The organism is Streptosporangium sp. NPDC000396 (genome assembly GCF_042898655.1).
Classification (GTDB): Bacteria; Actinomycetota; Actinomycetes; order Streptosporangiales; family Streptosporangiaceae; genus Streptosporangium.
Window position 1 is genome coordinate 24,872 of sequence record NZ_JBIAZA010000050.1, and the last position, 25,907, is coordinate 50,778.

27 protein-coding genes are annotated in these 25,907 nt (G+C 69.2%); 13 read left to right on the plus strand and 14 right to left on the minus strand.

Annotated elements, in window-relative coordinates; translation table 11 throughout:
- Window positions 1–7: 7 nt before the first annotated feature.
- The 7 genes from ACFY2X_RS44840 to ACFY2X_RS44870 all read right to left on the minus strand — a co-directional run bounded on the left by ACFY2X_RS44840 (window position 8) and on the right by ACFY2X_RS44870 (window position 6,712).
- Window positions 8–343 carry a CU044_2847 family protein gene (locus tag ACFY2X_RS44840; protein WP_389950833.1) on the minus strand — a complete coding sequence of 112 codons (336 nt, stop codon included), beginning with the start codon at window positions 341–343 and terminating at the stop codon, window positions 8–10.
- A gap of 22 nt (window positions 344–365) precedes the next feature.
- A complete protein-coding gene (locus tag ACFY2X_RS44845; protein ID WP_389950836.1) occupies window positions 366–1,406 on the minus strand; it encodes a hypothetical protein in 1,041 nt (346 codons plus the stop codon).
- A 325-nt stretch (window positions 1,407–1,731) separates the two neighbouring features.
- Window positions 1,732–2,943 (minus strand): ornithine--oxo-acid transaminase, encoded by a 1,212-nt coding sequence (rocD, locus tag ACFY2X_RS44850; protein WP_389950838.1) that lies wholly within the window; start codon window positions 2,941–2,943, stop codon window positions 1,732–1,734.
- A gap of 43 nt (window positions 2,944–2,986) precedes the next feature.
- Window positions 2,987–3,781 carry a dimethylargininase gene (gene ddaH / locus ACFY2X_RS44855; protein WP_389950840.1) on the minus strand — a complete coding sequence of 265 codons (795 nt, stop codon included), beginning with the start codon at window positions 3,779–3,781 and terminating at the stop codon, window positions 2,987–2,989.
- 107 nt (window positions 3,782–3,888) lie between these two features.
- Window positions 3,889–4,362: an Lrp/AsnC family transcriptional regulator gene (locus ACFY2X_RS44860; RefSeq protein ID WP_389950843.1), complete on the minus strand. Its 474-nt coding sequence runs from the start codon at window positions 4,360–4,362 to the stop codon at window positions 3,889–3,891.
- Between the two features lie 68 nt (window positions 4,363–4,430).
- Window positions 4,431–5,138, minus strand: coding sequence for a DUF5941 domain-containing protein (locus ACFY2X_RS44865; protein WP_389950845.1), 708 nt, complete (start codon window positions 5,136–5,138; stop codon window positions 4,431–4,433).
- Complete coding sequence (locus ACFY2X_RS44870; protein ID WP_389950847.1) at window positions 5,135–6,712, minus strand: CDP-alcohol phosphatidyltransferase family protein; 1,578 nt, start codon at window positions 6,710–6,712, stop codon at window positions 5,135–5,137. The genes ACFY2X_RS44865 and ACFY2X_RS44870 overlap by 4 nt, the downstream gene beginning before the upstream one ends.
- 161 nt (window positions 6,713–6,873) lie before the next feature.
- Between ACFY2X_RS44870 and recO the strand changes: the two genes are divergently transcribed.
- Genes recO through ACFY2X_RS44885 form a run of 3 tightly spaced genes read left to right on the plus strand, consistent with a single transcriptional unit; the run spans window position 6,874 to window position 9,206 of the window.
- Window positions 6,874–7,611 (plus strand): DNA repair protein RecO, encoded by a 738-nt coding sequence (gene recO, locus ACFY2X_RS44875; RefSeq protein WP_389950849.1) that lies wholly within the window; start codon window positions 6,874–6,876, stop codon window positions 7,609–7,611.
- Window positions 7,608–8,387: an isoprenyl transferase gene (locus ACFY2X_RS44880; RefSeq protein ID WP_389950852.1), complete on the plus strand. Its 780-nt coding sequence runs from the start codon at window positions 7,608–7,610 to the stop codon at window positions 8,385–8,387. The genes recO and ACFY2X_RS44880 overlap by 4 nt, the downstream gene beginning before the upstream one ends.
- A 45-nt stretch (window positions 8,388–8,432) precedes the next feature.
- Window positions 8,433–9,206 (plus strand): crotonase/enoyl-CoA hydratase family protein, encoded by a 774-nt coding sequence (locus tag ACFY2X_RS44885; RefSeq protein WP_389950855.1) that lies wholly within the window; start codon window positions 8,433–8,435, stop codon window positions 9,204–9,206.
- Window positions 9,207–9,208: 2 nt separating this feature from the next.
- Here ACFY2X_RS44885 and ACFY2X_RS44890 read toward each other — a convergent pair whose 3' ends face one another.
- Window positions 9,209–9,757, minus strand: a complete 549-nt coding sequence (locus ACFY2X_RS44890; RefSeq protein ID WP_389950857.1) for a CGNR zinc finger domain-containing protein — start codon at window positions 9,755–9,757, stop codon at window positions 9,209–9,211.
- 129 nt (window positions 9,758–9,886) lie between these two features.
- On the opposite strand from ACFY2X_RS44890, the gene ACFY2X_RS44895 reads away from it, so the two are divergent.
- On the plus strand, window positions 9,887–10,858 hold the full coding sequence (locus tag ACFY2X_RS44895; protein WP_389950860.1) for a DMT family transporter: 972 nt from the start codon (window positions 9,887–9,889) through the stop codon (window positions 10,856–10,858).
- Here ACFY2X_RS44895 and ACFY2X_RS44900 read toward each other — a convergent pair.
- From ACFY2X_RS44900 to ACFY2X_RS44920, 5 genes are all read right to left on the minus strand, one after another.
- Entirely contained in the window at window positions 10,774–11,187 is a 414-nt protein-coding gene (locus ACFY2X_RS44900; RefSeq protein ID WP_389950863.1) for a Fur family transcriptional regulator, read from the minus strand. The two genes, ACFY2X_RS44895 and ACFY2X_RS44900, sit on opposite strands and share 85 nt — an antisense overlap.
- Window positions 11,184–12,017, minus strand: a complete 834-nt coding sequence (locus ACFY2X_RS44905) for a metal ABC transporter permease (protein WP_389950865.1) — start codon at window positions 12,015–12,017, stop codon at window positions 11,184–11,186. Before ACFY2X_RS44905 ends, ACFY2X_RS44900 begins: the two co-directional genes overlap by 4 nt.
- On the minus strand, window positions 12,014–12,766 hold the full coding sequence (locus tag ACFY2X_RS44910; protein WP_389950899.1) for a metal ABC transporter ATP-binding protein: 753 nt from the start codon (window positions 12,764–12,766) through the stop codon (window positions 12,014–12,016). The genes ACFY2X_RS44905 and ACFY2X_RS44910 overlap by 4 nt, the downstream gene beginning before the upstream one ends.
- A gap of 36 nt (window positions 12,767–12,802) precedes the next feature.
- Window positions 12,803–13,744, minus strand: coding sequence for a metal ABC transporter substrate-binding protein (locus ACFY2X_RS44915; RefSeq protein ID WP_389950868.1), 942 nt, complete (start codon window positions 13,742–13,744; stop codon window positions 12,803–12,805).
- Window positions 13,745–13,831: 87 nt separating this feature from the next.
- Window positions 13,832–14,221 carry a DUF6703 family protein gene (locus ACFY2X_RS44920; RefSeq protein WP_389950870.1) on the minus strand — a complete coding sequence of 130 codons (390 nt, stop codon included), beginning with the start codon at window positions 14,219–14,221 and terminating at the stop codon, window positions 13,832–13,834.
- A 125-nt stretch (window positions 14,222–14,346) separates the two neighbouring features.
- Between ACFY2X_RS44920 and ACFY2X_RS44925 the strand changes: the two genes are divergently transcribed.
- From ACFY2X_RS44925 to ACFY2X_RS44960, 8 genes are all read left to right on the plus strand, one after another.
- Window positions 14,347–14,625, plus strand: coding sequence for an antibiotic biosynthesis monooxygenase family protein (locus tag ACFY2X_RS44925; RefSeq protein WP_389950873.1), 279 nt, complete (start codon window positions 14,347–14,349; stop codon window positions 14,623–14,625).
- 156 nt (window positions 14,626–14,781) lie between these two features.
- On the plus strand, window positions 14,782–16,167 hold the full coding sequence (locus ACFY2X_RS44930; protein WP_389950875.1) for a glycine--tRNA ligase: 1,386 nt from the start codon (window positions 14,782–14,784) through the stop codon (window positions 16,165–16,167).
- A 622-nt stretch (window positions 16,168–16,789) separates the two neighbouring features.
- The gene (gene ppdK / locus ACFY2X_RS44935) at window positions 16,790–19,432 is read left to right on the plus strand and encodes a pyruvate, phosphate dikinase (RefSeq protein WP_389950877.1); all 2,643 of its coding nucleotides are present in this window, start codon (window positions 16,790–16,792) and stop codon (window positions 19,430–19,432) included.
- Window positions 19,433–19,724: 292 nt separating this feature from the next.
- Window positions 19,725–20,957, plus strand: coding sequence for a deoxyguanosinetriphosphate triphosphohydrolase (locus tag ACFY2X_RS44940; protein ID WP_389950879.1), 1,233 nt, complete (start codon window positions 19,725–19,727; stop codon window positions 20,955–20,957).
- A 155-nt stretch (window positions 20,958–21,112) separates the two neighbouring features.
- A complete protein-coding gene (locus tag ACFY2X_RS44945) occupies window positions 21,113–21,289 on the plus strand; it encodes a hypothetical protein (protein WP_389950882.1) in 177 nt (58 codons plus the stop codon).
- Window positions 21,290–21,358: 69 nt separating this feature from the next.
- Window positions 21,359–21,901 (plus strand): hypothetical protein, encoded by a 543-nt coding sequence (locus ACFY2X_RS44950; protein WP_389950884.1) that lies wholly within the window; start codon window positions 21,359–21,361, stop codon window positions 21,899–21,901.
- The gene (locus ACFY2X_RS44955; protein ID WP_389950887.1) at window positions 21,898–23,739 is read left to right on the plus strand and encodes an ABC transporter ATP-binding protein; all 1,842 of its coding nucleotides are present in this window, start codon (window positions 21,898–21,900) and stop codon (window positions 23,737–23,739) included. Before ACFY2X_RS44950 ends, ACFY2X_RS44955 begins: the two co-directional genes overlap by 4 nt.
- A complete protein-coding gene (locus ACFY2X_RS44960) occupies window positions 23,736–24,158 on the plus strand; it encodes a S26 family signal peptidase (protein WP_389950889.1) in 423 nt (140 codons plus the stop codon). The genes ACFY2X_RS44955 and ACFY2X_RS44960 overlap by 4 nt, the downstream gene beginning before the upstream one ends.
- A 42-nt stretch (window positions 24,159–24,200) precedes the next feature.
- On the opposite strand, the gene ACFY2X_RS44965 is transcribed toward ACFY2X_RS44960, so the two are convergent.
- Window positions 24,201–25,181, minus strand: coding sequence for a helix-turn-helix transcriptional regulator (locus ACFY2X_RS44965; protein ID WP_389950892.1), 981 nt, complete (start codon window positions 25,179–25,181; stop codon window positions 24,201–24,203).
- Window positions 25,182–25,225: 44 nt separating this feature from the next.
- Here ACFY2X_RS44965 and ACFY2X_RS44970 point away from each other — a divergent pair, with 44 nt between their 5' ends.
- Entirely contained in the window at window positions 25,226–25,699 is a 474-nt protein-coding gene (locus ACFY2X_RS44970; protein ID WP_389950894.1) for a hypothetical protein, read from the plus strand.
- The last annotated feature ends 208 nt before the right edge of the window (window positions 25,700–25,907 follow it).

Consider the following 25,907-nt stretch of genomic DNA (forward strand, 5'->3'; position numbering starts at 1 on the left):
TGGGATGTCAGTGCGATTCGTTCTCGGCGGACTCGGAGTTCCAGCCCAGCTTGACGACGATGTGGCCCTCCGCCGAGGTTTTGGCGATCACCGCTCCGGCTTCGGCGTTGAGACGGACGCCGAACTCCATCTCCACGCTGTCGGGTTTGAGTCGTCCATCACGAAAGACCGCAAGCGCGGAGATCGCGGCATCGCGGACATCTGTCAGGGCGTCTTCGAACCTCTGCCGGACCTCGACCATCCCGCCCGCCCGGCTGGCCCGCTGGATGCCTGGATCCTGGGTGCTCACCTCGACGACCACGTGACCGCCGTCCGCCGTCTCGAACCGCATCAATTCGTTCAAGCAACGCCTCCGTAGCGCAGTGTCACACGTTTCTCTCGTGAAGCTCGAAGAACAAGAAGTAGTTGTCGGTGCCGACCGTACGGCGGGTCACGACGTCCCGCAATACCGGTTCTGCCGCCTGGAGCCGATAACCGTGCCTTTCGAGTATCGGCATGGCGTCCACGCGCGTTCCGCCCGATTCCGAGGCGAAAAGCTCGTCGGCCTCGTTGGAAACCACCAGCAGATGTCTCGCACCCGTTCTGACCAGTCGGCTCACCCAGGATTCAATGGCGGCGGACGACATCTCCGAGAAACTGTGAATCGCCACGCCCAGATCGATGCTGACTCCGGCGAGACGCTGGTCCAGCTCGTCGAGTGGCACCGAGGATGCCTTTTCCTCACACCCCCGGAAGCCGATGTAGAACCTGCTGAGAAAAGTCGACTCCGGGACGGCGTCGAGGCAGAAATAGTGCCTCAGCCCGGGAGCCGCCCGTGTCATGTGAGTGGCGAGCCGGCCATAGCCGGCACCGATATCCGCGACCGTGAAGTCCTTCCGCTCGAACAACCCCCACGTGCGGTCGAGAAAATACATCTCGTTGATCGAGTCCAGGAGGTCGCGGCTCACGGTGCGGCCACGGCCGTCGTCGAAGGTCCAGCACCCGAAAGCACCGTCTTCCACGAGTTCGTGCAGCAGGCCTCGGTGGTCCAGCCCGTGGACGTACTCGGCGTAGGCGAGATATTTCTCCCGGGCCTTCCTGCCCATGTGCCGGAGTTGCCAGATGTAGGCGTTGTCACCACGGAAGTAGGGAAGATGGATGCCGTCCTGGCGATGCCTTCCCGTCCACACCGCGTGATCGGTGAGCGGCGACACCATCCGCCGGTAGCGGTCCTCCAGGTCGAGCAGCTCAGGATTGTCCCGGCGCAGGTAATGCTCCGCCCCCGGCGGGAGCGGCCGCCTCGTGTCATGCCGGCCGGAGATCGGGCCGATGTAGATGCCTCGCCCTCGCGCCGGTCCCTGGTACAGCCGATAGCCGAACACGCGTAACGCCCTGTCCAGCCGGCGCCGCGCCCCCTTCGCACCCACCTGATCATCGTCCTTCCCCGGGCTGGAAGGCACAAGAGCACGATGGAGAATGGCTTCAGGATCGGCCCGGGATCGTGGAGCGGGCCCGGGCGGCGACCTCCTCGCAGACCGGCTCGGCCTCCGGACCGGAGGCGCGTACGGCGCGCGGACCCGTACGGCCCTGAAGGGCTGCTCCAGGCCGGAAGTCAGGAATCCGGGTGCGGCTCACGCGTCGTTGAGTGAGCCGCACTCGGATCGGGATCGGCTCGCGCGCCGTTGAGCGAGCCATACCCGGATCGGGATCGGCTCGCGCGTCGTTGAGCGAGCCGTACCCGGATCGGGAGGATCAGCCCGCGAGCTCCTTGAGGACCTCGGAGAGCTGGTCGACGGCCCAGACGAGGTCCTCCTCGGAGATGACGATCGGCGGGGCGAGGCGGAGGGTGGAGCCGTGGGTGTCCTTGGCCAGGACGCCACGGCGCATCAGCGCCTTGGACACCTCTCTGCCGGTGGCCAGGGAGGGGTCGATGTCGACGCCCGCCCACAGACCGCGTCCGCGCACGGTGACCACGCCCTGGCCGACCAGGCCACGCAGCTTCTCGTGCAGGACGGCCCCGAGCTCCTTCGCCCGCGCCTGGTATTCGCCGGTGTTGAGGATCTCGATGACCGCGTTGGCCACCGCGCAGGCGAGCGGGTTGCCGCCGAAGGTGGAGCCGTGCTGGCCCGGCTTGATCACGCCGAGCACGTCCTCGTTGGCGGCGATCGCCGAGACCGGGACGACGCCGCCGCCCAGGGCCTTGCCCAGCACGTAGATGTCGGGGACGACGCCCTCGTGGTCGCAGGCGAAGGTGTCGCCGGTGCGGCCGAGACCCGACTGGATCTCGTCGGCGATCATCAGGATGTTCTCCGCGTCGCACAGCTCGCGGACCTGGGTGAGGTAGCCGTCCGGCGGGACCAGCACGCCGGCCTCGCCCTGGATGGGCTCCAGCAGCACCGCGACGGTGTTGGCGTCGACGGCCTCGCGGATCGCCTCGGCCGAGCCGTACTTCACGATCTTGAAGCCGGGGGTGTAGGGGCCGAAGTCGTCGTGGGCGTCGGGGTCGGTGGAGAAGCTGACGATCGTGGTGGTGCGGCCGTGGAAGTTGTCCTCCATCACGATGATGTTGGCCTGCTCCGGGGCCACGCCCTTGACCTGGTAGCCCCACTTGCGGGCTACCTTGATGGCGGTCTCCACGGCTTCGGCGCCGGTGTTCATCGGCAGGACCATGTCCTTGCCGGTGAGGTCGCCCAGCCCGGCGGCGAAGGTGGCGAACTGGTCGTGGAAGAAGGCGCGGCTGGTGAGGGTGAGCCTCGCCAGCTGCTCCTGGGCCGCCGCGATGATCTTCGGGTTGCCGTGGCCGAAGTTCAGCGAGGAGTAGCCGGACAGGCAGTCCAGGAACCGCTTCCCCTCCACGTCGGTGACCCAGGCGCCCTGCGCCTCGTGGATCACGACGGGAAGCGGGTGGTAGTTGTGCGCGCTGCGGCGCTCACTGAGCTCGATGAACTCGTCTGTGGTGGTCATCCGGTATTCGCCGTTCCTTGCTTTCTGGCCGTCCTACTCGTGTCTATCCCCGGATCTCGAGCGTGCAGCACTTGGGCCCGCCGCCGGCCTTGCGCAGCTCGGACAGCTCGACCGGTACGACCTCGAAACCGTGGCGCTTGAGCTCCAGCTGGAGGTTGGCCGCCTCGGCGTTGATCACCACGTGGGTGCCGTCGCTGACGGCGTTGAGTCCGAGCACGGTGGCGTCGTCCTCGTCGGCGATGACGGCGTCGGGGAACAGGTTCCGCAGCACCTCCTGGCTTCCCGCCGAGAAGGCCCCCGGGAAGTATGCCACGTTATGTCCGTTTAGTGGGAACAGGGCGGTGTCCAGGTGGTAGAAGCGCGGGTCCACCAGCTGCAGCGTCACCACGGGACGGCCGAGGAACTCCTGGGCCTCCTTGTGCGCGGTGATGTCGGTGCGGAATCCCGTCCCGGCCAGCACCATGTGGTCGAGCGTGAGGAAGTCGCCCTCGCCCTCGTTGGTGTGGACGGGTTCGTGCACCCGGCTGTAGCCGTTGTCGACGAACCACTTCAGGTAGGCGGGACCCTCGGCGGCGCGCTGCGGATGGGTGAACCGCGCGCCGTACACCCGGCCGCCGACGACCAGGGCTCCGTTGGCGGCGAAGACCATGTCCGGCAGGCCCTCTACCGGATCGATCAGGCTGACCTGGTGCCCCAGTTCCTCGTAGGCGCTCTTGAGCCCCTCCCACTGGCGGATCGCCACCTCGCGATCGGCTCCGGCCTCGGGATCCATCCACGGGTTGATCGCATACTCAACCGCGAAGTAGTCGGGCCGACACATGAGGTAGTGCTTCGTCATGAACACCCCGTAAAGGACGTTGTGGTGAGAACGGCAACAGCCTAGGAACGGCGTTCGTGCAGGCCAAGAGTCCGATTTTGCGTGTGAGTGTGGATTCTTTGCATAGTTCAGGAAGTGAACGGTGATTCGTTGCGCGAGGTCACCAGTGGGGTGACGACCAGCCGGGAGAGCACGATGGAGCTCTTGGTCCGCACCACGAACGGCTCCGAGGCGAGGCGCTCGATCACCCGCTCCACATGGCGGACGTCGGTGGCCCTGATGTGCAGCAGCGCGTCCGCCTCGCCGGTGATGGTGCAGGCGGAGACCACCTCGGGATGGCGGGTGATGGCCACCCCGATCTCCGAAGGCGAGGTCTTGCCGGCACAGAACAACTCCACGTAGGCCTCGGTCGTCCAGCCGAGCGCCGAGGGTTCCACCCGCGCGGTGAACCCGGTTATCGCCCCCGTCTCACGTAGACGATCCACCCGCCGTTTCACGGCCGACGCCGACAGGCCCACCTTCTGCCCGATCTCCGCGTAGGTGGCGCGAGCGTCCTCGACGAGTGCCCCGATGATGTCACGATCCAGCCGATCCAGTTCCACGTTGCTTTGTAACACAACGAAAGGGCCGCGACGTTCGTCGCGGCCCTCCGGCGGGTGGTGTGGCGGGGTCAGGCGGGCTCGGCCTCGCCCGTGGCCTGCTCCATGGCCTCCTCGGGGGAGGCCTCCAGGTCGTCGCCCGCCTGGGCGAGCGCCGACTCCTTGTCCAGGCGGACCCAACTCGTCACGCTCTCGACGGCGAACATCACGCCGAGGTAGAGCGTGAGCGCGGCCAGCACCCAGGTCAGCACACCCAGTGCGGCGCCGGCGCCGATCAGCAGCAGCCGCAGCTCCCAGCCCAGCCCGGCCTTGAACACCCAGTCGGGCGGCCAGATGCTCTGCCGGGTCCGGTACACCGTGTCGTAGGTGTGATAGCCGATCACGTAGATCAACACGAACAGCAGCCACTTGGGCGCCTCGACCGCCACGCCGATCAGGACGATCGTGAGGAACTCGGTCGCCCGGATCAGCGGCGGCATCATCCAGTCGAACTTGCCGAGGTGGCCGCGGGCCGCGGTCGGCAGCACCAGGGCGACCATGACCAGGACCGGGAGGAGCAGGATCGGGCCGCTGTCCAGCATGCCGGTCGCCGCCATCGCGATGATCGCCAGCAGCGCGGCGATCGCGGACGGCACCGGGGGCAGCCCCGGGCCCACCTTGCCGCGGAGCGCCGTGACCAGCGGACCGTCGTCGCGGTAGGCGAGCAGCCGCGCGGTCTGGATGCGCAGCCGCTCCTCGTAGGGGTCCGGAGCGGGGGTGGTCTGCGGCTGGGTGATCATGCGAGCGACCTCATCAGACGTCCGGTGAGCGAGTAGGCGGCGCCGATGCCGCCCCAGATGATCAGGGTGAGGAAGGTGACCCGGGCGTCGAAGAAGGCGCCGACGATGGCGATGGCCGCGAAGCGCTCACCGATCGGGAACACGATCATCTTGCGAGCCCAGTGCACGGCCCGGTATTTGCCCGCCTTGGTCCACATCTTGAGCAGGCCGCGGATCCCGCCGCTGCGCGAGATCTTGCGCTGCTCCAGCGCCGCGCGCAGGTCGGTGTCGGAGCTGATCGCCAGCGACATCGAGGGCAGGGGCGACGGAGGCTTGCGCCGGTTGGCCGCGCCGAAGGAGAAGTCCAGCAGGTGCCTGATGGACTGCACGCCGAGCGCGATCAACGCCAGCGTCCACACGTCGCCCACACCGGAGACGGCCGCGCCGACCGCCAGGCCGGCGAAGACCACGTATTCCTTGAAGCGGTCGAAGGTGGCGTCCAGCCACGCCCCGAGCACGCCGAACTTGCGGGCGTAGCGCGCGACCTGACCGTCCACGCAGTCGAACACGAACGCGAAGTAGATCAGAATGCCACCGGCGATCATCCCGGCCCGCGCGCCGGTGGCGAAGCACGCCGCCGACGCCACGCCCAGGGCGATGGAGATCAGCGTGACCTGGTTGGGGGTGAGCCCGCGCCGTGCCGCCCAGCGGGCGATGAACCGGGAGTAGGTGCTGACGAAGAAGGTGGTGAAGAATCCGTCGGCGCCCTTGACCGCGTTGTTGAGCCGCGCCTTGTCTTCGTCGAAGGTGGCCATCTCGGCCACCGCCTGGTCGGCTTCCTCCCGGGTGTTCACCCGCTGGAAGAACAGGTCGCGGCGACCGCGGATGCCGACCGAGACGCCTCGCCGTACCAGGCCCAGGACCAGGAGCTGGACCAGGTCGTCTTCGGGGCCGAACAGGTGGGCCATGTCGGCGAGCTCGCGAGCGACCTCGGCCAGCGTGACCGCGTGCTTCTGGTGCAGGTGCAGCGGGCCGAGAAGGACGGAGTTGGGCCGGGTCACCGCGTGGTAGGCCGAGCCCACCGAGATCACCCGGGACTTGCTGGCGCGGACCCGGACCGGCAGGTCCTCCAGCGTCCGGTCGCCGATCTCCGGCTCCGCCTGCTCGATCGGGACGTCGGGGACGATGGCGTCGCCGTTCTCGTCCTCCTCGCGCGGCTCCTTGACGATCAGTGCGAGCGCCCCGCGCTTGGACTTGGTGATCTGGTAGATCAGCTCGTCGTGGATCAGTGAGTTGGCGGGGAGGATGAACAGGTTCTCCGTGGCGTGCTCGACCGCGTCGGCCACGGCGCGCAGCTCACCGGCCAGGTCGGAGGTCTCGACGAGCTTGCCGGGAAAACCCCGGTAGGCCGGTGCGTCGCCCGAGTGGACGATCGTCACCGGGGCGGGGTCGAGCGAGGCGAGCTGGCCGTGCAGCTTGCCGATCACCGTGGGGCAGCCGGGGAGCGCGGGTAGGGTCAGCCCGGCGGGCGGCGTCGACTGACCGGGAGCGGTATCGGGGCCGGGCGATGAGCCCAGCAGGACCACGCGGGGCATGGCACCCTTTCGTGCGGGGGCGGGGTGAAACATGGCGCGAGGAGCTCGCCAGAGGCCAAAGTTTAGTGAGTTTTAGGTGAACAACATGCACTCGTGATCCATCCGTGCCCCTTGATCATGGTTAAAACGTGCCACCCGGGTCAGCCCACTAGACTGATCCGGTGAGTCTGTACCGTGACGAGGGCATCGTGCTGCGCACCCACAAGCTGGGCGAGGCCGACCGCATCGTCACCGTCCTGACCAGGCGCACCGGCAAGATCCGGGGAGTCGCCAAGGGGGTCAGGCGGACCACCTCGCGGTTCGGTGCCCGGCTGGAGCCGTTCACCCACGTGGATCTCCAGCTCCACACCGGCCGCACGCTCGATGTGATCACCCAGGCGGAGACGATCCGCCCGTACGGCGAGGCGCTCGTGTCCGACTACCCGCGCTACACCGCGGGCGTCGCGATGCTGGAGACCGCGGACCGGCTGATCATAGGAGAGAAGGAGCCCGCGCTCCGCCAGTTCCTGCTGCTCGTCGGCGGTCTGCGCACGCTCGGCTCCGGGGAGCACGAAGCCCGGCTGGTGCTCGACGCCTACTTCCTGCGCTCGCTGGCCGTCGCCGGTTACGCTCCCGCCCTCGAAGCGTGCGCCCGGTGCAAGGCGGCCTCGGTGCGGGCCTTCGCCATCGTGGCGGGGGGAGTGGTCTGCGGGAACTGCCGTCCCGCGGGCGCCGCCGTGCCCGAAGGGGAGACCCTGGCCCTGATGTCCGCGCTGCTCCGGGGCGACTGGCTCACCGCCGACGCCTCCGACAGGCGGCACCGCGCCGAATGCAGCGGCCTGGTCGCGGCTTATCTCCAGTGGCACCTCGAACACGGCATACGCTCTCTCCCACACGTAGAAAGGGAGCTCACCACTTGAACGTCCGTCCCCCGGCCCCTCATCCCTCCGGTGCCACCCCGCCGCCCATCCCGCGAGACCTCGTGCCCCGGCACGTGGCGATCGTGATGGACGGCAACGGCCGGTGGGCCAAGCAGCGCGGCCTGCCGCGCACCGAGGGCCACAAGGCGGGTGAGGCGTCGCTCTTCGACGTGATCGAGGGCGCGATCGAGCTCGGCATCCCCTACCTGTCGGCCTACGCCTTCTCCACCGAGAACTGGAGGCGCTCTCCTGACGAGGTGCGTTTCCTGATGGGCTTCAACCGCGACGTCATCCGCCGCCGCAGGGACGAGCTCCACGCGATGGGCGTGCGGGTCCGCTGGGCGGGCCGTCCCGGGCGGCTGTGGAAGAGCGTCATCCAGGAGCTGCAGGACGCCGAGCGGATGACCGAGCGCAACTCCACGCTGACCCTCCAGTTCTGCGTCAACTACGGGGGCCGCGCCGAGATCGTGGACGCGGCGCTGCGCCTGGCGCAGGACATCGCGGCCGGGCGGGTCAAGCCGGGCCGGGTGAAGGAGGAGACCTTCGCCCGTTATCTGGACGAGCCGCAGATCCCGGATGTGGACCTGTTCGTGCGCTCCTCGGGCGAGCAGCGCACCTCCAACTTCCTGATCTGGCAGACGGCCTACGCCGAGATGGTCTTCCTCAACCGGCTGTGGCCCGACTTCGACCGCCGCGACCTGTGGGAGGCCTGCGAGGTCTACGCCCGCCGCGACAGGAGGTACGGCGGAGCCGTACCGAATCACGTTACAGAATAATGTTATGTTCCGGGTGATGCCGACTCCGCAGAGAGGTGCACCCGGATGACCGTCAGGATCGAGCGCGACGGGCCTGTCACCACCGTCGTCCTGTCCAGGCCCGAGGCCCGTAACGCCGTGGACGGGCCCACCGCCGTGGCCCTGGCCGACGCCTTCCGCGAGTTCGACGCCGATCCCGACGCCGCCGTGGCCGTGTTGTGGGGCGAGGGCGGCACGTTCTGCGCGGGGGCCGACCTCAAGGCGATCGACACGGACCGCGGCAATCGGGTGGCCCCCGACGGTGACGGGCCGATGGGGCCCACCCGGATGCGGCTCGGCAAGCCGGTGATCGCGGCGGTCGCCGGGTACGCGGTCGCGGGCGGGCTGGAGCTGGCGCTCTGGTGCGACCTGCGGGTGGCCGAGTCGGAGGCGGTCTTCGGGGTCTTCTGCCGTCGCTGGGGCGTCCCGCTGATCGACGGCGGGACCGTGCGGTTGCCGCGGCTGATCGGGACGGGCCGCGCGATGGACATGATCCTCACCGGCCGTCCCGTCCCGGCCCCGGAGGCCTTGGAGATGGGTCTGGTCAACCGAGTGGTTCCGGTCGGTGAGGCACGTGAGGCCGCCGAGCGTCTCGCCGCCGACATCGCGCGCTTCCCGCAAGGCTGCATGCGCGGCGACCGTATGTCGGTGTTGGAACAGGAGGGCCTGGCGGAGGAGGATGCCATGGCGGGGGAGCTGCGCCACGGCATGAACGCCCTGCCCGGTGCGGTGGCCGGCGCCGCGCGCTTCGCCGCGGGGGCGGGGCGGCACGGCGATTTCGGCGCGGTCGGCGGGGGGTGACCTCAGGCGCGGCGGCGGGCTCGGTAGGCGGCGACGTGCATCCGGTTTCCGCAGGTACGGCTGTCGCAGTAGACCCGGGAGCGGTTGCGCGACTCATCCACGAAGACGTGGTCGCAGTCGGGTGCCGAGCAGGTGCGCAGGCGTTCCCACTCGCCTTCGACGAGCAGGTGGGCCAGGGCGACGCCGAGGTCGGCCGCCAGGTGCTCGCTGAGCGAGGCGCCCGGCGCGAAGTAGTGGATGTGCAGGGGGTGACCGTCGTGCTCGGTCAGGCGTGTGGTGATGCGCGTCTCGCTCAGCAGCGTGTTCACCCGGATGACGGCAGTGGCCTGGTCGGGGGCGGTGAAGACCTTGTGGAAGGCCTCTCGCAGGGTGCGCACCTGGCTCAGGTCGGTGGCGTCCAGCTTCTCGATGCCGCTCACTTGCTGCCGTTCCACGAACTCGCCGAGCTGTTCCAGGGTGGTCAGCGTGTCCTGGCCCCCGGTGGAGGGAGAGGTGTTGACCAGGTCGACCACTGTGGCGAGTGAGTGCACCATGTCATGTCCGAATGGCATGTTGACTCCTGTTGTATGCGGTTTTGACGTGGGGGCGCGTACGGCGACTTGCCGTCTCGGAAGCGTATCTCTCCGGCGGGTGTTCGGGGGTCGTGTGTGATCGCGCAGCGCCGTATCCTTGTCGCAGCCGTGACCGGAGCGATGGTCATCGCGACATCGGCCACCCTGGTGCGCCTGTCCGACGCGTCCCCCGCCACCTCCGCGCTGTTCCGGTGCGCCTACGCGGTGCCGTTCCTGGGGGCGCTGGCCTGGCGGGAGAAGCGCAGGATCGGCCCGATGGCGGCCAGAGAACGCCGGCTCTCCTGGCTCGCGGGCGCGATCTTCGCCACGGACCTGCTCCTGTGGCACCACAGCATCGGCTACGTCGGCGCCGGTCTGGCCACCGTCCTGGGCAACCTGCAGGTGTTCGTGGTGGCGTTCGCGGCATGGGCGTTTCTGGGCGAGCGGCCCCCGAACCGGCTCCTGCTCGCCGCCCCCGTCGTGTTCGCGGGCGTGGTGTTGATCTCCGGCCTGTTCGACGCCGCGCCGTACGGCTCCGACCCCCGCCTCGGCGTGATCCTCGGCGCGGCCACCTCGCTGGCCTACGCCGCCTTCATGCTGATCCTGCGCGCGTGCTCGCAGGGCGGTCACCGGGGCGCCGGGCCGCTGGCCCACGCGGTCGCGGCGGCCACGGTGCTGATCGCCCTGACCGGCCTCTGGTCCGGCGGCGCCGTCCTCACTCCCCGGTGGCCCTCGCACGGCTGGCTGCTGTTGCTCGCGCTCGGGCCCCAGGTGCTCGGCTGGGTGCTGATCACCTACGCGCTGCCCCGCCAGCCCGCGGCGCTCACCGCGCTGCTGCTGCTCGTCCAGCCCGCGGGGACCGTCGCGCTGTCCGCGCTGGCGCTCGCCGAGCGCCCGTCGGCGATCCAGCTCGCCGGGTGCGCGGTGATCGCCCTCGGTGTCCTGTACGGCTCCCGCCCGGAGCGGCGTTCGCGGTCGTGCCGGGCCGCCGGCCCGGCGAACCTCGCCCCGCGCCCTCAGATCCGGCCGGGGCCGGCGGCTCTGGCGGCCTCGACGGCGGCCGAGCAGGAGGCGCAGGTGCCGAAGACCTCGACCGTGTGAGTGACGTCGGTGAAGCTGTGCTCGGAACCGACCGCCTCGGCCCAGCGTTCCACCACGGGCCCGGCCACCTCCACGGTCCACCCGCAGCGGCGGCAGACCAGGTGGTGGTGATGATCACCGCTGGCGCACGCCCGGTAGACCGACTCCCCGTCGTCGGTTCTGAGCATGTCGACATGACCGCTGTCGGCGAGTGCCTGCAGCGCCCGGTAAACGGTGGTCAGGCCGATCTTCGCGCCCTCCGCGCGCATCTCGGCATAGACGTCCTGCGCGCTGCGGAAGCCTTCGCTCTGGCGGAGGACGTCATGGACGGCATCGCGTCTGCTGCTCATGGAGTGGACTCCCGTGGTCGGCTTCGGCGTATGAATCTACCGAGCCCGAGGGCCAGGACGAACCCTGCGAGGGCTACGATCACGATGACGGCGCCCGGCGGGACCTCGACGTAGAAGGAGGAGGTAAGCCCGCCGACAGTGGCGATCATCCCAAAGAGCATGGAAAACAGCATTGTGCTCCGGAACCCTCGGGTGAGCTGCTGGCTGGTCGCCACCGGCACCACCATCAACGCGCTGACCAGCAGCAATCCAACCACACGCATGGCGATCACCACGGTCAGCGCGGCCGTGACGGCGATCAGCAGGCTCAGGAAGCGCACCGGCAGGCCGCTGGCCTTGGCGACCTCCTCGTCCTGGCAGAGCACGTAGAGTTCCCGCCCGAAGAAGGCCACCATGCCGAGTACGGCGGCCGCCAGCAGGCCGATCACCCACACGTCCTCGACGCTGACGCTGCTGATCGAGCCGAAAAGGTAGGACATCAAGGTGGCGTTGCTGCCGCCCGGGGCCAGGGAGATGAGCAGCACGCCTCCGGCGATACCGCCGTAGAACAGCAGCGCGAGCGCCACGTCGCCGCTGGTCCTGCCGCGCTCGCGGACCAGCTCGATGGCCACGGCGCCGAGCACCGAGACCACCACGGCGGTCAGCACGGGAGCGGTGCCGGTCAGGAAGCCGAGCGCCACACCGGTCAGCGCGACGTGCCCGATGCCGTCGCCCAGCAGGGCCAGGCGGCGTTGCACCATGAACGTGCCGATGGCCGGCGCGGCCAGGCCGACCAGCAGGGCGGCGATCAGCGCCCGCTGCATGAAGTCGAACTGCAGGAGGTCGATCACGACGTGGGCCTCCAGTCGAGCGGGCTCAAGGGCTTCTCCTCGGCGTGCGGGTGCACGTGGTCGTGGCCGGGCAGCGCGTGCGCGCCGACCGCGTGGGGAGGCTGTCCGTCGTGACACACGAACCCGTCCCTGATCACCACGGCCCGGGTGATCAGCGGCTCCAGCGGGCCGAGCTCGTGGGCGACCAGCACGATCGTCTTGCCCTCGGCGACGAGCGCGGACAGGGTGTCGGCGAGGAGTTGCTGACTGTCGGCGTCCACGCCCGCGGTGGGTTCGTCCATGACGAAGGTGTCGGGCTCCCCGGCCAGGGCGCGGGCGATCAGCACCCGCTGCTGCTGCCCGCCGGACAGGGCCTGGACCGGGTCTCCGGCCCGATGGGCCAGGCCGACGGCCGCCAGCGCACTGGCGGTGGCCTCGCGGTCGGCCGCGTTGGTCGGGCGGAGCCGCCGCTGTCTGGCGATCCTGCCGGAGGCGACGACCTCACGGATGGTGGTCGGCACGCCACCGCCCACCGAGAGCCGCTGGGGCACGTAGCCGATCCGCCACCACTCGCGGAACCGCGCGGGCGGCGCGCCGTACAGCAGGGTCGTGCCGCCGGACAGCGGCGTCAGGCCGAGCAGGGCGCGGATGAGGGTGGACTTGCCCGACCCGTTCGCGCCGAGCACGGCCACCACCTCGCCGGGCTCGATGGTCAGATCGATGCCGCGCAGCACCGGGCGGCGGTCCAGGCGGACCTGACCGCCGCTCATGGCGAAAACCGCTTGGTTAGATGTCACGTGTTGCCTTTACGAGCAGCTGAGCGCCGCTTGAAGTGCGGTGAGATTCTGGCGCATGGCGGACAGGTAGTCGCCGTTCGCCGGCTGGCTTTCGACCGGGTCCAGGACCGCGGTCTTGGCTCCGATCTCCTGGGCGAGGACCTCGGCGACCTTCGGGCTGACGAGAGACTCGGTAAAAATGGTAGTCACTTTCTCCTGCTTGGCCACTTTCGCCACTTCGGCGAGGCGAGCGGGAGAGGGTTCACCGTCGGGGTCGATGCTGCTGATCCCGATCTGGCGGAGCTTGTAGCGGTCGGCGAGGTAGCCGAACGCGGTGTGGCTGGTGACGATCGCGTTCGAACCGCACGTGCCCAGGCCCCGCGTCAGCTCGCCGTCCAGGGCGGTGAGGTCGGAGGCGACCTTGGCCGCGCGGTCCTTGTAGCCCTGGGCGTGGGCGGGGTCGGCGGCGGCGAGCCTCTCGCCGAGCCGGGTCGCGGCCGTCGCGAAGCGGGACGGGTCGAGCCAGATGTGCGGGTCGTAGCCGACGTCGTGGCCGTGGTCCTGCTCGCCCTCCTCGTGCTCCTCGGCGACGGCGGGGAGGGTCTTGACCAGGGTCACCACATCGAGGCTCCGGTCGGCGGCGTGCTGCTCGACGGCCTCGTCCACGGCGGGCTGCACGCCCTTGACGTAGACGACCAGCCGGGTCTGCTCCAGGCCGGCCACCTGGGTCGGCGCCAACTCCAGGTCGTGCGGCTCGACACCGGGCTTGGTCAGGCCGGTGACGGTGACGTCCGATCCGCCCACCTGTTCGGCCAGCCACTGCAGCGGATAGAAGGCCGCGGTGACGTCGGTCTTGCCACCCGCCGGGCCGCCCGCCGAACCGCTCCCCGAGCCGGAGTCGGCCGAGCCGGATCCGCAGGCGGCGGTGGCGGCGAGAACGGTCGTGAGGGCGAGCAAACCCGCAGTACGCATGCGCATACGTCGGGAGAAGTCGGACATCATGTCCACCAGTATGGACGCAAATGAAAATGGTTGTCAAAACCGTCTCGGAAGGGACGTCTAGAAGGCTCCGAAGCGGTCGGCGGCGAGCAGGACCAGGAAGGTGAGCAGGGCGACGCGGAGGATGCGGCCCTTGGTGTCGAGCGACGGCCATGACATGTAGGCCAGCCAGCTCACGAACCCGATCACCGGCAACACCGCCAGGCCGCCCCAGAAGGACGATACGGCGAAGCCGGCCAGAAGCAGGACGACGAGCAGCGCCGGGGCGATCCAGCGGGGGAGCTGGAACAGGAAGACGAGCGGGGCCGCGCTGCGCTGCTCGACCTTCTTGCGCAGGCCGCTCGCGCCCGGAGTGAAGAACTGCTCGCCCGGAGGAAGCGGGCGTTTCCTCTGCTCAGGGCGATGCTGGGCCAGAGGGTGCGCGGGACGTTCACGACGTTTGTCGGCCACGGCCAGAGCCTAACGCCGGGACGTCCAAAGCGACATGCTCCACGCCCGCGGTCCGCCTCCTCCTGCCGGAGCAGGGGTCTCCTGCCGGAGCCGAGGGGAGAGGCGGGCTCTGGCATGCTGGGCGGATGCTGGCTCTCATCCGTTATTCGGTGCCGCCCGGTCAGGCCGAGGAATTCCTGGCCCAGGCGCATGACATCGTCGACACGCTGGCCGGGCAGCCGGGATACGTGCGCGGCCGGGTGACCCGGTCGGTGGACGAGCCGGAGCTGTGGGCGCTGGTCAGCGAATGGGAGGGGGCGGGGTTCTACCGGAGGGCGCTGAGCGCGGCACGGATGGTGATGTATCCGCTGATGACGTTGATGATCAACGAGCCGAGCGCGTTCGAGGATGTGGACCGGCCGTGACGGGTCTCGACGGTATCGGTCGTAACAAGTCTCTTTGGATCTTCTTTGGATAAGGCGGGCGTGATGATTTATGCGCGCGCTTTGCTCGTCCGACTCCCCTAAGCTGGAGCTCAACCAATTCCTCGCCGACCTCCAGCCGGATGGAGATTTTCCCTTATGGCACGCCGTACGGACATCATGGACACCATCGTCAGCCTCTCCAAGCGACGTGGTCTTGTTTATCCCTCCAGCGAGATCTATGGCGGCCTGCGCGCCTCCTGGGACTACGGTCCGCTGGGTGTGGAGCTCAAGAACAACGTGAAGCGGCAGTGGTGGAAGGCCGTGGTGCAGGGGCGTGACGACGTGGTCGGCATCGACTCCTCCGTGATCCTGGCACCGGAGGTGTGGCAGGCCAGCGGCCACGTGGAGACCTTCACCGATCCGCTGACCGAGTGCCAGTCGTGTCACAAGCGCTACCGCGCCGACCACCTCGAAGAGGCCTACGAGGAGAAGCACGGCAAGGCTCCGGAGCACGGCCTGGCCGACATCACCTGCCCCAACTGCGGCAACAAGGGCGCCTTCACCGAGCCCAAGCAGTTCAGCGGCCTGCTGAAGACCTATCTCGGCGCGGTCGAAGACGAGTCCGGCCTGGCCTACCTGCGGCCGGAGACCGCCCAGGGCATCTTCATCAACTACCTCAACGTGCAGCAGTCCGCGCGCAGGAAGATCCCGTTCGGCATCGGCCAGATCGGCAAGTCGTTCCGCAACGAGATCACCCCGGGCAACTTCATCTTCCGTACGCGGGAGTTCGAGCAGATGGAGATGGAGTTCTTCGTCAAGCCGGGCAGCGACGAGGAGTGGCACCAGTACTGGATCGACGAGCGCTTCCGCTGGTACACCGACCTGGGTATCAACCCGGACAACCTGCGCATCTACGAGCACCCCAAGGAGAAGCTGTCCCACTACTCCAAGCGGACCGTCGACATCGAGTACCGCTTCAACTTCACGGGCAGCGAGTGGGGCGAGCTTGAGGGCGTCGCCAACCGCACCGACTACGACCTCACCGCGCACGGCAAGGCCTCCGGCACCGACCTCAGCTTCTTCGAACAGGACACCGGCGAGCGCTACGTCCCCTACGTGATCGAGCCCGCGGCCGGTGTCGACCGTGCCACGCTCACCTTCCTGATCGACGCCTACACCGAGGACGAGGCGCCCAACGCCAAGGGCGTCATGGAGAAGCGCACGGTCATGCGCCTCGACCACCGTCTCGCCCCGGTCAAGGCGGCGGTGCTGCCGCTGTCGCGCAACGCCGACCTGTCGCCGAAGGCCAAGGACCTGGGCGCCCAGCTCCGCAAGCGCTGGAACGTCGAGTTCGACGACGCGGGCGCGATCGGCCGCCGCTACCGCCGCCAGGACGAGATCGGCACGCCGTTCTGCATCACCGTCGACTTCGACACCCTTGAGGACCAGGCGGTGACCATCCGCGAGCGTGACTCGATGACCCAGGACCGGGTGGCCCTCGACCAGGTGGAGTCCTACCTCGGCAAGCACCTCAACGACTGAAAGAACGACTGAACGACCGGTCCGCATGACCGGCCACGGCCGGCGGCCCCGAAAGGGGTCGCCGGCCTTCGTCTTTTCGCGGGCTCGCGAGCTCCCGTCGTCCTTCCGTTCCCCGTGATGCCGCCGGGGCTCGGGAGGCGGGCTCTCCGTTCCCCGTGATGCCGCCGGGGCTCGGGAGGCGAGCTCCCCGCTCCCGGGGCCGTCCCGCTTCCGGGGCCACCCCGGCCTCGGGTCGTGCCGCGCGCGGCTCCCGGGGGCTCCTCCGCGTCGCGGGCGTCCATCCGGATCGCCGCTTGTGGCGACAAGATCCACAGGGCGCTTCCGGCAGGAAGTCGATCAAGTTGACCGCCGCGTGTACCCGTCCCGATGGGGATTGAATCCTCTGTGAACGTGTTTGAATACTGAGACAATTGGTTTATACCAATTGGTTTATACCAATTCTTCGGGCGGCCGATATGGTCATTGATTTGACCCCGATTTGAATTGGATTAGACCGCTGCATTGGGTTTGACCTGCATGAATGCAGTGTCACCTGGTGAGTGGCGTTTCATCCTCTTCTTCATCGGTAGAGTCCGAAGTGAGGCGGAACCACGCGTCGTTTGAAGTCGCAGAAGGAGCAACCGTGCCCAAGTACGTTTACGACTTCACCGAGGGCAACAAAGATCTTAAAGATCTGCTCGGCGGTAAGGGGGCAAACCTTGCCGAGATGACCAATCTCGGGTTGCCGGTGCCCCCCGGCTTCACCATCACCACTGAGGCGTGCCGCCAGTACCTGGAGGACGGGGCGTTCCCAGAGGGCCTGGAAGAGGAGATCTCCGAGCACCTGGCCGCGCTGGAGCGGCAGATGGGCCGTCGTCTGGGACAGTCCGACGACCCGCTGCTGGTCAGCGTGCGTTCCGGCGCCAAGTTCTCCATGCCCGGCATGATGGACACCGTCCTCAACATCGGGCTGAACGACGAGTCCGTGCACGGTCTGGCCAAGCAGGCGGGCGGTGACAAGCGGTTCGCGTGGGACTCCTACCGGCGTCTCATCCAGATGTTCGGCAAGACCGTCCAGGGCATCGACGCCGAGCTGTTCGACGACGCCCTTGAGGAGATCAGGAACGGCCGCAACGACCTGGAGCTTGAGGCGACCGACTTCCAGCGCCTGGTCGAGACCTACAAGGGCATCGTCCGGGCCCAGACCGGGGAGGACTTCCCCGCCGACCCGCACCAGCAGATGCGCATGGCCATCAAGGCGGTCTTCGACTCCTGGAACGCCCCTCGCGCCATCCTCTACCGCCGTCAGGAGCGCATCCCGGCCGACCTCGGCACCGCGGTCAACATCTGCTCGATGGTCTTCGGCAACTGCGGCATGGAATCCGGCACCGGAGTGGCATTCACCCGCGACCCCGGCACCGGTCACCAGGGCGTCTACGGCGACTACCTGCAGAACGCGCAGGGTGAGGACGTGGTCGCGGGCATCCGTAACACCATGCCGCTGCAGGATCTGGAGCGCATCGACAAGTCGGTCTACGACGAGCTCATGCGGATCATGGAGAAGCTGGAGAACCACTACCGCGACCTGTGCGACATCGAGTTCACGGTCGAGCGGGGCAAGCTGTGGATGCTCCAGACCCGAGTAGGCAAGCGGACCGCGGGTGCCGCGTTCCGCATCGCCGTACAGCTGGCCGACCAGGGTCTGATCGACCTCGACGAGGCCGTGACCCGCGTCACCGGCGCCCAGCTCGCCCAGCTCATGTTCCCGCGCTTCGCCGAGGACGCGGAGACCACCAAGATCACCAAGGGGATGAACGCCTCCCCGGGCGCGGCCGTCGGCAAGGCGGTCTTCTCCTCCGAGCGGGCCGTCGAGCTCGCGGCCAAGGGCGAGGCGGTCATCCTGGTCCGCCGTGAGACCAACCCCGACGACCTGGCCGGCATGATCGCCGCTCAGGGTGTCCTGACGAGTCGCGGCGGCAAGACCTCGCACGCGGCCGTGGTGGCCCGCGGCATGGGCAAGACCTGCGTCTGCGGCGCGGAGGAGCTGGAGGTCTCGGCCAAGGACCGCTCGTTCACCGCGCCCGGCGGCATCGTGGTCTCCGAGGGAGACGTCATCTCCATCGACGGTTCCAGCGGTGCCGTCTACCTCGGTGAGGTGCCCGTGGTCGCCTCCCCGGTCGTGGAGTACTTCGAGGGTGCGGTCGACCAGGACGACGAGCTCGTCAAGGCCGTGCACCGCATCATGGCCCACGCCGACGCCGCTCGGCGGCTGGCCGTCCGGGCCAACGCCGACAACGCCGAGGACGCCGCCCGCGCCCGCCGGTTCGGCGCCCAGGGCATCGGGCTCTGCCGTACCGAGCACATGTTCCTCGGCGACCGCCGCCAGCTGGTCGAGGACCTCGTCCTGGCCGTCTCCGAGCAGGAGCGCGAGCAGGCGCTGGCCGCGCTGGAGCCGCTGCAGAAGTCGGACTTCATCGAGATCTTCCAGGCCATGGAGGGTCTTCCCGTCACGATCCGCCTGCTCGACCCGCCGCTGCACGAGTTCCTGCCCGACTACACCGAGCTGTCGGTGAAGGTGGCCCTCGCCGGTGAGCAGGCCGACGACAAGGACCGCAAGCTGCTCGCCGCGGTCAAGCGGCTGCACGAGCAGAACCCGATGCTGGGCCTTCGCGGCGTACGGCTCGGCCTGGTCATCCCCGGCCTGTTCGCCATGCAGGTCCGGGCGATCGCCGAGGCGGCCAAGGCCGTTCCGGGGGCCCGCGCGGAGATCATGATCCCGCTCGTCGCCGCCGTTCAGGAGCTGGAGAGCGTCAAGGACGAGGCGCAGGTGATCCTCGCCGAGGTCGGGGTCGAGGCGCTGGTCGGCACGATGATCGAGGTGCCGCGTGCGGCGCTGACCGCCGCGCAGATCGCCGAGGCCGCCCAGTTCTTCTCCTTCGGCACCAACGACCTGACCCAGATGACCTGGGGCTTCTCCCGCGACGACGTCGAGGCCGCGTTCTTCTCCAAGTATCTGGAGCTGGGCGTCTTCGGTGTCTCCCCGTTCGAGTCCCTGGACCGCGACGGTGTCGGCCGGCTTGTGCGGATCGCCGTGGAGGAGGGCCGCAAGACCCGTCCCGACATCAAGCTCGGCATCTGCGGCGAGCACGGCGGCGACCCCGACTCGATCCGCTTCTGCCACGAGGCCGGCCTGGACTACGTGTCCTGCTCGCCGTTCCGCATCCCGGTCGCCCGGTTGGAGGCCGGTCGTGTGGCCCTGACCTGCGCCGACTCCGACACCCGTTAGATCCGGTCATGAGGGCGGCCCGCTGAGGGCGGGCCGTACGCCTCCGCGCGGGCGTCTTTTCGGTGACATCCGGAAGGACGCCCGCAGCGCTTATGCGAGCCCCCGACGGGCCCGGTGAACCCCTGGTGAACCCCCGGCGGGCCCCGGTGAGCCCCGGCCCCCGGCGGGCCCGCGCGGGCGCGGGTGCGCGCGTCTCACCGGCAGGATCGGACGACCGTCGGCCCGGGGTCATCAGGTGTTTCCTTGCCGTTCGGCATGGAACGCTCCTTTCCTGGATAAAATCACTGCACTTATGCACGGTTACGACGAGCATGACCAGGTCAGATGGGTGCCGGAACCACCCGGCAACCCTGAGAGAGGCCCGTTCGAACGAGACAGGGCTCGGGTGCTGCACAGCGCGGGGCTGCGACGGCTCGCCGCAAAGACCCAGGTCGTCGGGCCGGGGGAGACGCTCGGCAGCGGGCAGCACATCCCGCGCACCCGGCTGACCCACTCGCTGGAGTGCGCGCAGATCGGCCGGGAGATGGGCCAGGCGCTCGGCCGTGACCCCGACCTGGTGGAGACCGCCTGCCTGGCCCACGATCTCGGGCATCCGCCGTTCGGGCACAACGGGGAGACCGCGCTCAACGAGGTCGCCGCCGGATGCGGCGGGTTCGAGGGCAACGCGCAGAGCCTGCGCCTGCTCACCCGGCTGGAGGCGAAGGTCCTCACCGAGGACGGCCGCAGCGCCGGGCTCAACCTCACCCGCGCCTCCCTGGACGCCGCGATCAAATACCCGTGGACCCGCGAGACGAGCCCGAAATACTGCGCCTACAGCGAGGACATGGCCGTTTTCGAGTGGATCAGGGAGGGCGCGCCCGAGGGACGGGTCAGTTTCGAGGCCCAGATCATGGACTGGGCCGACGACGTCGCCTATTCGGTGCACGACCTTGAGGACGCCCTCCACTTGGGCGCCGTCGTGCCAGAGGCCCTGCGCGACCCCGCCGAGCGCCGCGAGGTCTGTGCGACGATCCGCGACTGGTACGCCCCGGAGGCCGATCCCGGAGAGCTGGAGGACATCTTCGGCCGCCTGGTCACCCAGCCGCTCTGGCCTCGTCACTTCGAGGGCTCTCTCGCCGACATGGTCGCGATCAAGAGCCTCACGAGCTCGCTCATCGGGCGCCTGTGCAGGTCGGCGCAGATCGCCACCCGAGAGGCGTACGGCCCCGCCGCCGGCCGCTACAGCGCCGACCTGATCGTGCCCAGGCCCACCCGGCTGGAGTGCGCGGTGCTGAAGGGGCTCACCGCCCACTACGTGATGACCAGAGACGAGCACAACGCCAACCAGGCCAGGCAGCGTGAGCTCATCCATGACCTGGCCCACCTGATCATGCTGGGTGCGCCCGGCACGCTGGAGCCCGCGCTCCGGCCCTCCTTCATCAAGGCCGCCGGTGACGCCGAGCGGCTCCGCGTGGTCATCGACCAGATCGCCTCGCTCTCCGACACCTCCGCGGTCACCTGGCACAGGCACCTCTCCGGCCGCTGACCCGCCGGGCTGGACGGCGCTGCCAGGCGAATTCCCATCCGGGCGCAGCCCTGAACGGAATCTCTACGCCTTTTCTACGGCATATCTACACCGGTGAATAACAATTTCCTGAAATCACCGAAAAACCGGATTCGCGTTCACGGAAGGGAAGAACGATGTCGAGGAAAATCGGCTCGCTGGCCGACAGGCTCCTAGGCCTCCTGGTTCCCAGGGGGCACGCGGACGCCATGTCCTGCTGGTACGAGCGGTGTGGCGCCCGGCACTCCAGGTACTGCTGCAGTTACCCCGACGATCCCGTGGTCGTCTGCGGCTCCTGCGTCTACCGGCCGTAGCCCCAGCTCCCGCGCCCGCCGACCGGGGTGCTCCGGCCGGCGGGACACCATCTGAGAGGACCGGATACGGTGCCCTATCTGATCGCGGCCGTGGTCGTGCTGAGCGTGTTCTGCGGGCTGAATCTCCTGTTGATGCTCGCGATGGTGCGGAGATTGAGAGAACACACCCAGAAATTAGCGGAATTAGCCGGATCCGGCGGCGGAGGCGGGCGCCTGCCGGTGGTGGGGTCGACGATCGGGCACTTCGACGTGCTGACAATCGATCACGAGGCGGTGTCGCGCTACATGCTCGAACCGGACACCGTCGTCGGGTTCTTCTCCCCCGGGTGCGAACCATGCCGGACGAGCCTGCCGGAATTCGTCGAGCACGTCAGGGCGCTGCCGGGCGGTAGGGACAGGGCGCTGGCGGTGGTCGTCGGCACCGACGGCTCCGACGCCATGGCGGGGGAGCTGGCCCAGGTCACCCGGGTGATCGTGGAGGACCACGGGGGCCCGGTGGCCACGGCGTTCGGGGTGACCGCCTTCCCCACGTTCTGCCTCCTGGGCGGTGGGCACGCCATCGCGGCCGCGGGGTTCGGCCTCTCGGCGCTGACGGACCCGATCGCGGTATGACGACGCGGGGGAGGCGAGGGTGGTCCCGCCTCGGGGAGATGGGCGCGGCGCTGCGCCTGGGATGGCAGGCGGGTCCGCTGCTGCTGTCGAGCTACGTGATCGTCACCACGACGGCGGCGGCCATCCCCGTCGCGACGGCATGGCTGACCAAGATCGTGCTGGACGGGCTGACGGGAGAGCGCACGGCGGTCGTGCCCGCGGCGATCGCCCTGGTCTCCCTCGGGGCGCTGGCGCTCACGCTGCCGCACGCGCGCCGGTACCTCCGGGCGGAGCTGGGCCGCTCGATCGCGCTCCGCACGCAGGACCGGCTGTACACCAAGGTGAACGGCTTCACCGGCCTGGCCAGGTTCGAGGACCCCGCGTTCCTGGACCGGTTGCGCCTCGCGGACCAGGCCGCCCGTCACACACCCGGCCAGATCGTCGAGGGCGCGCTCGGCATCACCCAGGGCGCGGTCACGGTGCTGGGATTCGTCGCCTCACTCGCGGTGATCAGCCCGATCGTCACCGCGGCCGTGCTGGGCGCGGCCGTTCCCACGCTGATCGCGGAGCTCTCCCTCAGCCGCCGGCGCGCTCAGGTGATGTGGAAGGTCAGCCCCATGGAGCGCAGGGAGATCTTCTACGGGCGGCTGCTCGGCGACGTGCAAGCGGCGAAGGAGATCCGGCTCTTCGGACTCGGCCATTTCCTGCAGGGGCGGATGAGGGCCGAGCGCATGCGCGCGAACGAGGAGCACCGGTGCCTGGACCGCCGCGAGCTGGTCACGCAGTCGGCGCTGAGCCTGGCGAGCGCCGGTACGGCGGGGGCCGGGCTGGTTCTGGCGATCAACGCGGCGCTGAACGGCGCCGGCACGGCGGGAGACGTCTCCATGTTCGTGGTGGCGGTGGCCGCCGTGCAGTCGGCGCTGAGCTCCCTGGCGGAGCAGGCGGCCTACACCCACCAGGAGCTGCTGATGTTCGGCCACTATCTGGCCGTCGACCGGATGGAACCCGACCTGCCGCGGCCGGAGCGGCCCCGGGAGATCCCCCGGGGCGGCGACATCGAGCTGCGCGATGTCTGGTTCCGGTACAGCGAGGATCATCCGTGGATCCTGCGCGGGGTGGACCTGACCATTCCCCACGGGTCCTGCGTGGCCCTGGTCGGGCTCAACGGGGCGGGCAAGAGCACGCTGGTGAAACTGCTGTGCCGCTTCTACGAGCCGACGTCCGGCTCGATCCGCTGGGGCGGAGTCGACCTGCGCGACATGGACCCGGACGATCTCCGGAGGCGCCTGGGGGCGGTCTTCCAGGACTACATGTCCTACGACTTCACCGCCGCGGAGAACATCGGGGTCGGGGACCTGGCGGCGATCGGGGACAGGGAGCGCATCGTGACGGCCGCACGGCGGGCGGGCGTCGACGACGTCGTACGGCGACTGCCCCACGGCTACGACACCATGCTCAGTCGCAGCTTCTTCGGAGAGGCCGAGAAGGACGACCCCTCCACGGGGGTGTTCCTCTCCGGCGGCCAGTGGCAGCGCCTGGCGCTCGCCCGGGCGCTCCTCCGGGACGGCTGCGACGTGATGATCCTCGACGAGCCGAGCGCCGGGCTGGACGCCCAGGCCGAACACGAGGTCCATCGGCGGCTGCGCCTGCTCCGCGCGGGCAGGACGAGCCTGCTCATCTCCCACAGGCTCGGAACGGTCCGCGAGGCCGATCTGATCGTGGTGCTGGAGGACGGGCGGGTCGCCGAGCGGGGAAGCCATGACGAACTCCTGCGCGCGGACGGTCCGTACGCGAAGCTCTTCCGCCTCCAGGCGGAGGGTTATCGCGACGAGGTCGCCGTCATCGGGAGGCAACCATGACGGGGTTCGTCTCCACGGCAGTGCTCACGCTGGTGATCCTGGCGATCGGGCTCCAGGTGCGGCGGCGCTTCCTCGTGGTGACGGTCCACGGTGTGAGCATGGAACCCACCTACCGGGAAGGCGAGCGGGTCCTGGTCCGCAGGGCACCGCTGGCCGCGGTCCGCCCGGGACAGGTCGTCGTGCTGGAGGACCCGGTGCCGCCCGGCCAGTGGATCATCAAGCGCGCGGTCGCCGTACCCGGTGACCCGGTGCCGGGCGAGGTGGCGACGGCCACCCAGGTCGCTCCCGGGTCACGGGTCCCGGCGGACTGTCTGGTGCTGCTGGGAGACAACCCCGCGGCCAGCGTCGACTCCCGGAGGTTCGGCTACTTCTCCGGCGAGCGGTTGCTCGGGGTGGTGTCACGCCGCCTGAACAGCTAAGAGCGCGCCGTGGACCAAGCCGTCACCGACCGTCACCGGACGTCACCAGGCGTCCCGCGGCAGGTAGACGGCCGCCAGGGCGCGGGCCGTGGCGGCCATCTCGTCCCGGAGGGCGGCCGGCTCCAGCACCTCCGCCTCCGCGCCGAGCTTCAGGAACTCCGTCCGCGCGTGGGTGGGCGACTCGATCGGGACGGTCGCGGTGATCCAGCCGTCCTCGCCCTCCACCCCCCGGGCGACCGCGTCGACGACGGCCGAGCTCATCAGCTCCGCGACCCGCTCGACGCCCGCGGGCGACAGCCGGACGACGGCGTGGCCCTGGAAGAGGCGGGCGCGGAAGTCCTTCAGGTATTCGCGCCAGTGGGCGGCCAGGTCGAAGCCCTCGGGCCGGTCGAAGGCCTGCTCGGTCACCTCCATGGCGAGGATCTGGTTGACGCGGTAGGTCCGCAGGTCCTCGCCGTGGCGGGCGACGAGATACCACGTGCCCGCCTTCAGCACCAGCCCGTACGGCTCCAGCGTCCGCTCGACCTCGTACGGCTCCCGCCAGCGCCGATAGCGGACGGCGATGACGAGCCTGTTCCACACGGCGTCGGCCAGGGCGGGCAGGTGCGGCACCCGGTCGTCGTCGTGGTACCAGCCGGGCGCGTCGAGATGGAAGTGCTCGCGCACGTGACGGGAGCCCTCACGCAGATCGGGAGGGAGCGCCGCCTCGATCTTGAGCTCGGCCGCCGCGGCCAGCGCGCCGAGGCCGAGATCGGCGGCGGGACCGGGCAGGCCGGTGAGGAACAGCGCCTGGGCCTCCTTCTCCGTCAGCCCCGTCAGCCGGGTGCGGTAGCCGTCGACGAGCCGGTAGCCGCCCTCATGGCCCGCCTCGCCGTACAGGGGCACGCCGGAGGCGTGCAGCGCCTCGATGTCGCGGTAGACGGTGCGGACGCTGACCTCCAACTCGTCGGCGAGCTGCCGCGCGGTCATCCTGCCGCGCGTCTGGAGCAGGAGGAGCACCGAGAGAAGGCGGGAGGCGCGCATCCACTGACAATAGATGTCAGTGGATGCTTCTTAGGGTCCCGGTCATGGCTTTCATCGAGAAGAACCTGCGCTCCCTTGCTCCCGTCACACTTGGCGGCAGGCCGTACAAGCGCTATCACGTCGACTGCGAGGGACACGAGATCGAGCCCGAGGTGGAGAAGGCCGCCTACGCCTACGCTCCGCGGCTCGTGCCCGCACCCGCGCCCGACTCGCCCGCCGGGTGGACCGTGCTGCACAGGGGCGGCGACAACGGCGCCTACCTGCTGGTCTACACATGGGTGTGGGACAACGTGATCGAGATCCACACCGCGGTGGCGGGGCAGCCCGCGATCGGCTGCCCCGACGAGGATCCGACGAACTTCATGACGTTGGAGCGGCCGTGGATCGGCTGCGTCTGGGAGCTGCCGCCGCTGGAGCACGAGCGGAGCTCGTTCGTCCGCCACATGCTGGCGCCCGGCGTCCCCGACCTCGACGCCTACGTCGCCGACGTGCGGCCGGGGGGACTCGTGGGGCTCTGAAACCGGCGTGACCGCCGCTGCGGCGCAGGCGGTCTCACAGAGGCGATCACCCGGTCGGCTCCGGTCTCGCGGCATGCGCCGCGAGACCGGAGCGCGGGATCCTCGACGGGCGTCTAAGGGGTTGCCGATAATTAACTCGTTGTCTTGATGTTGGCGGTGGCCTTGTCGCCGTGCGCCACGACCCGGGCGTGCAGAACTTTCAACGCCG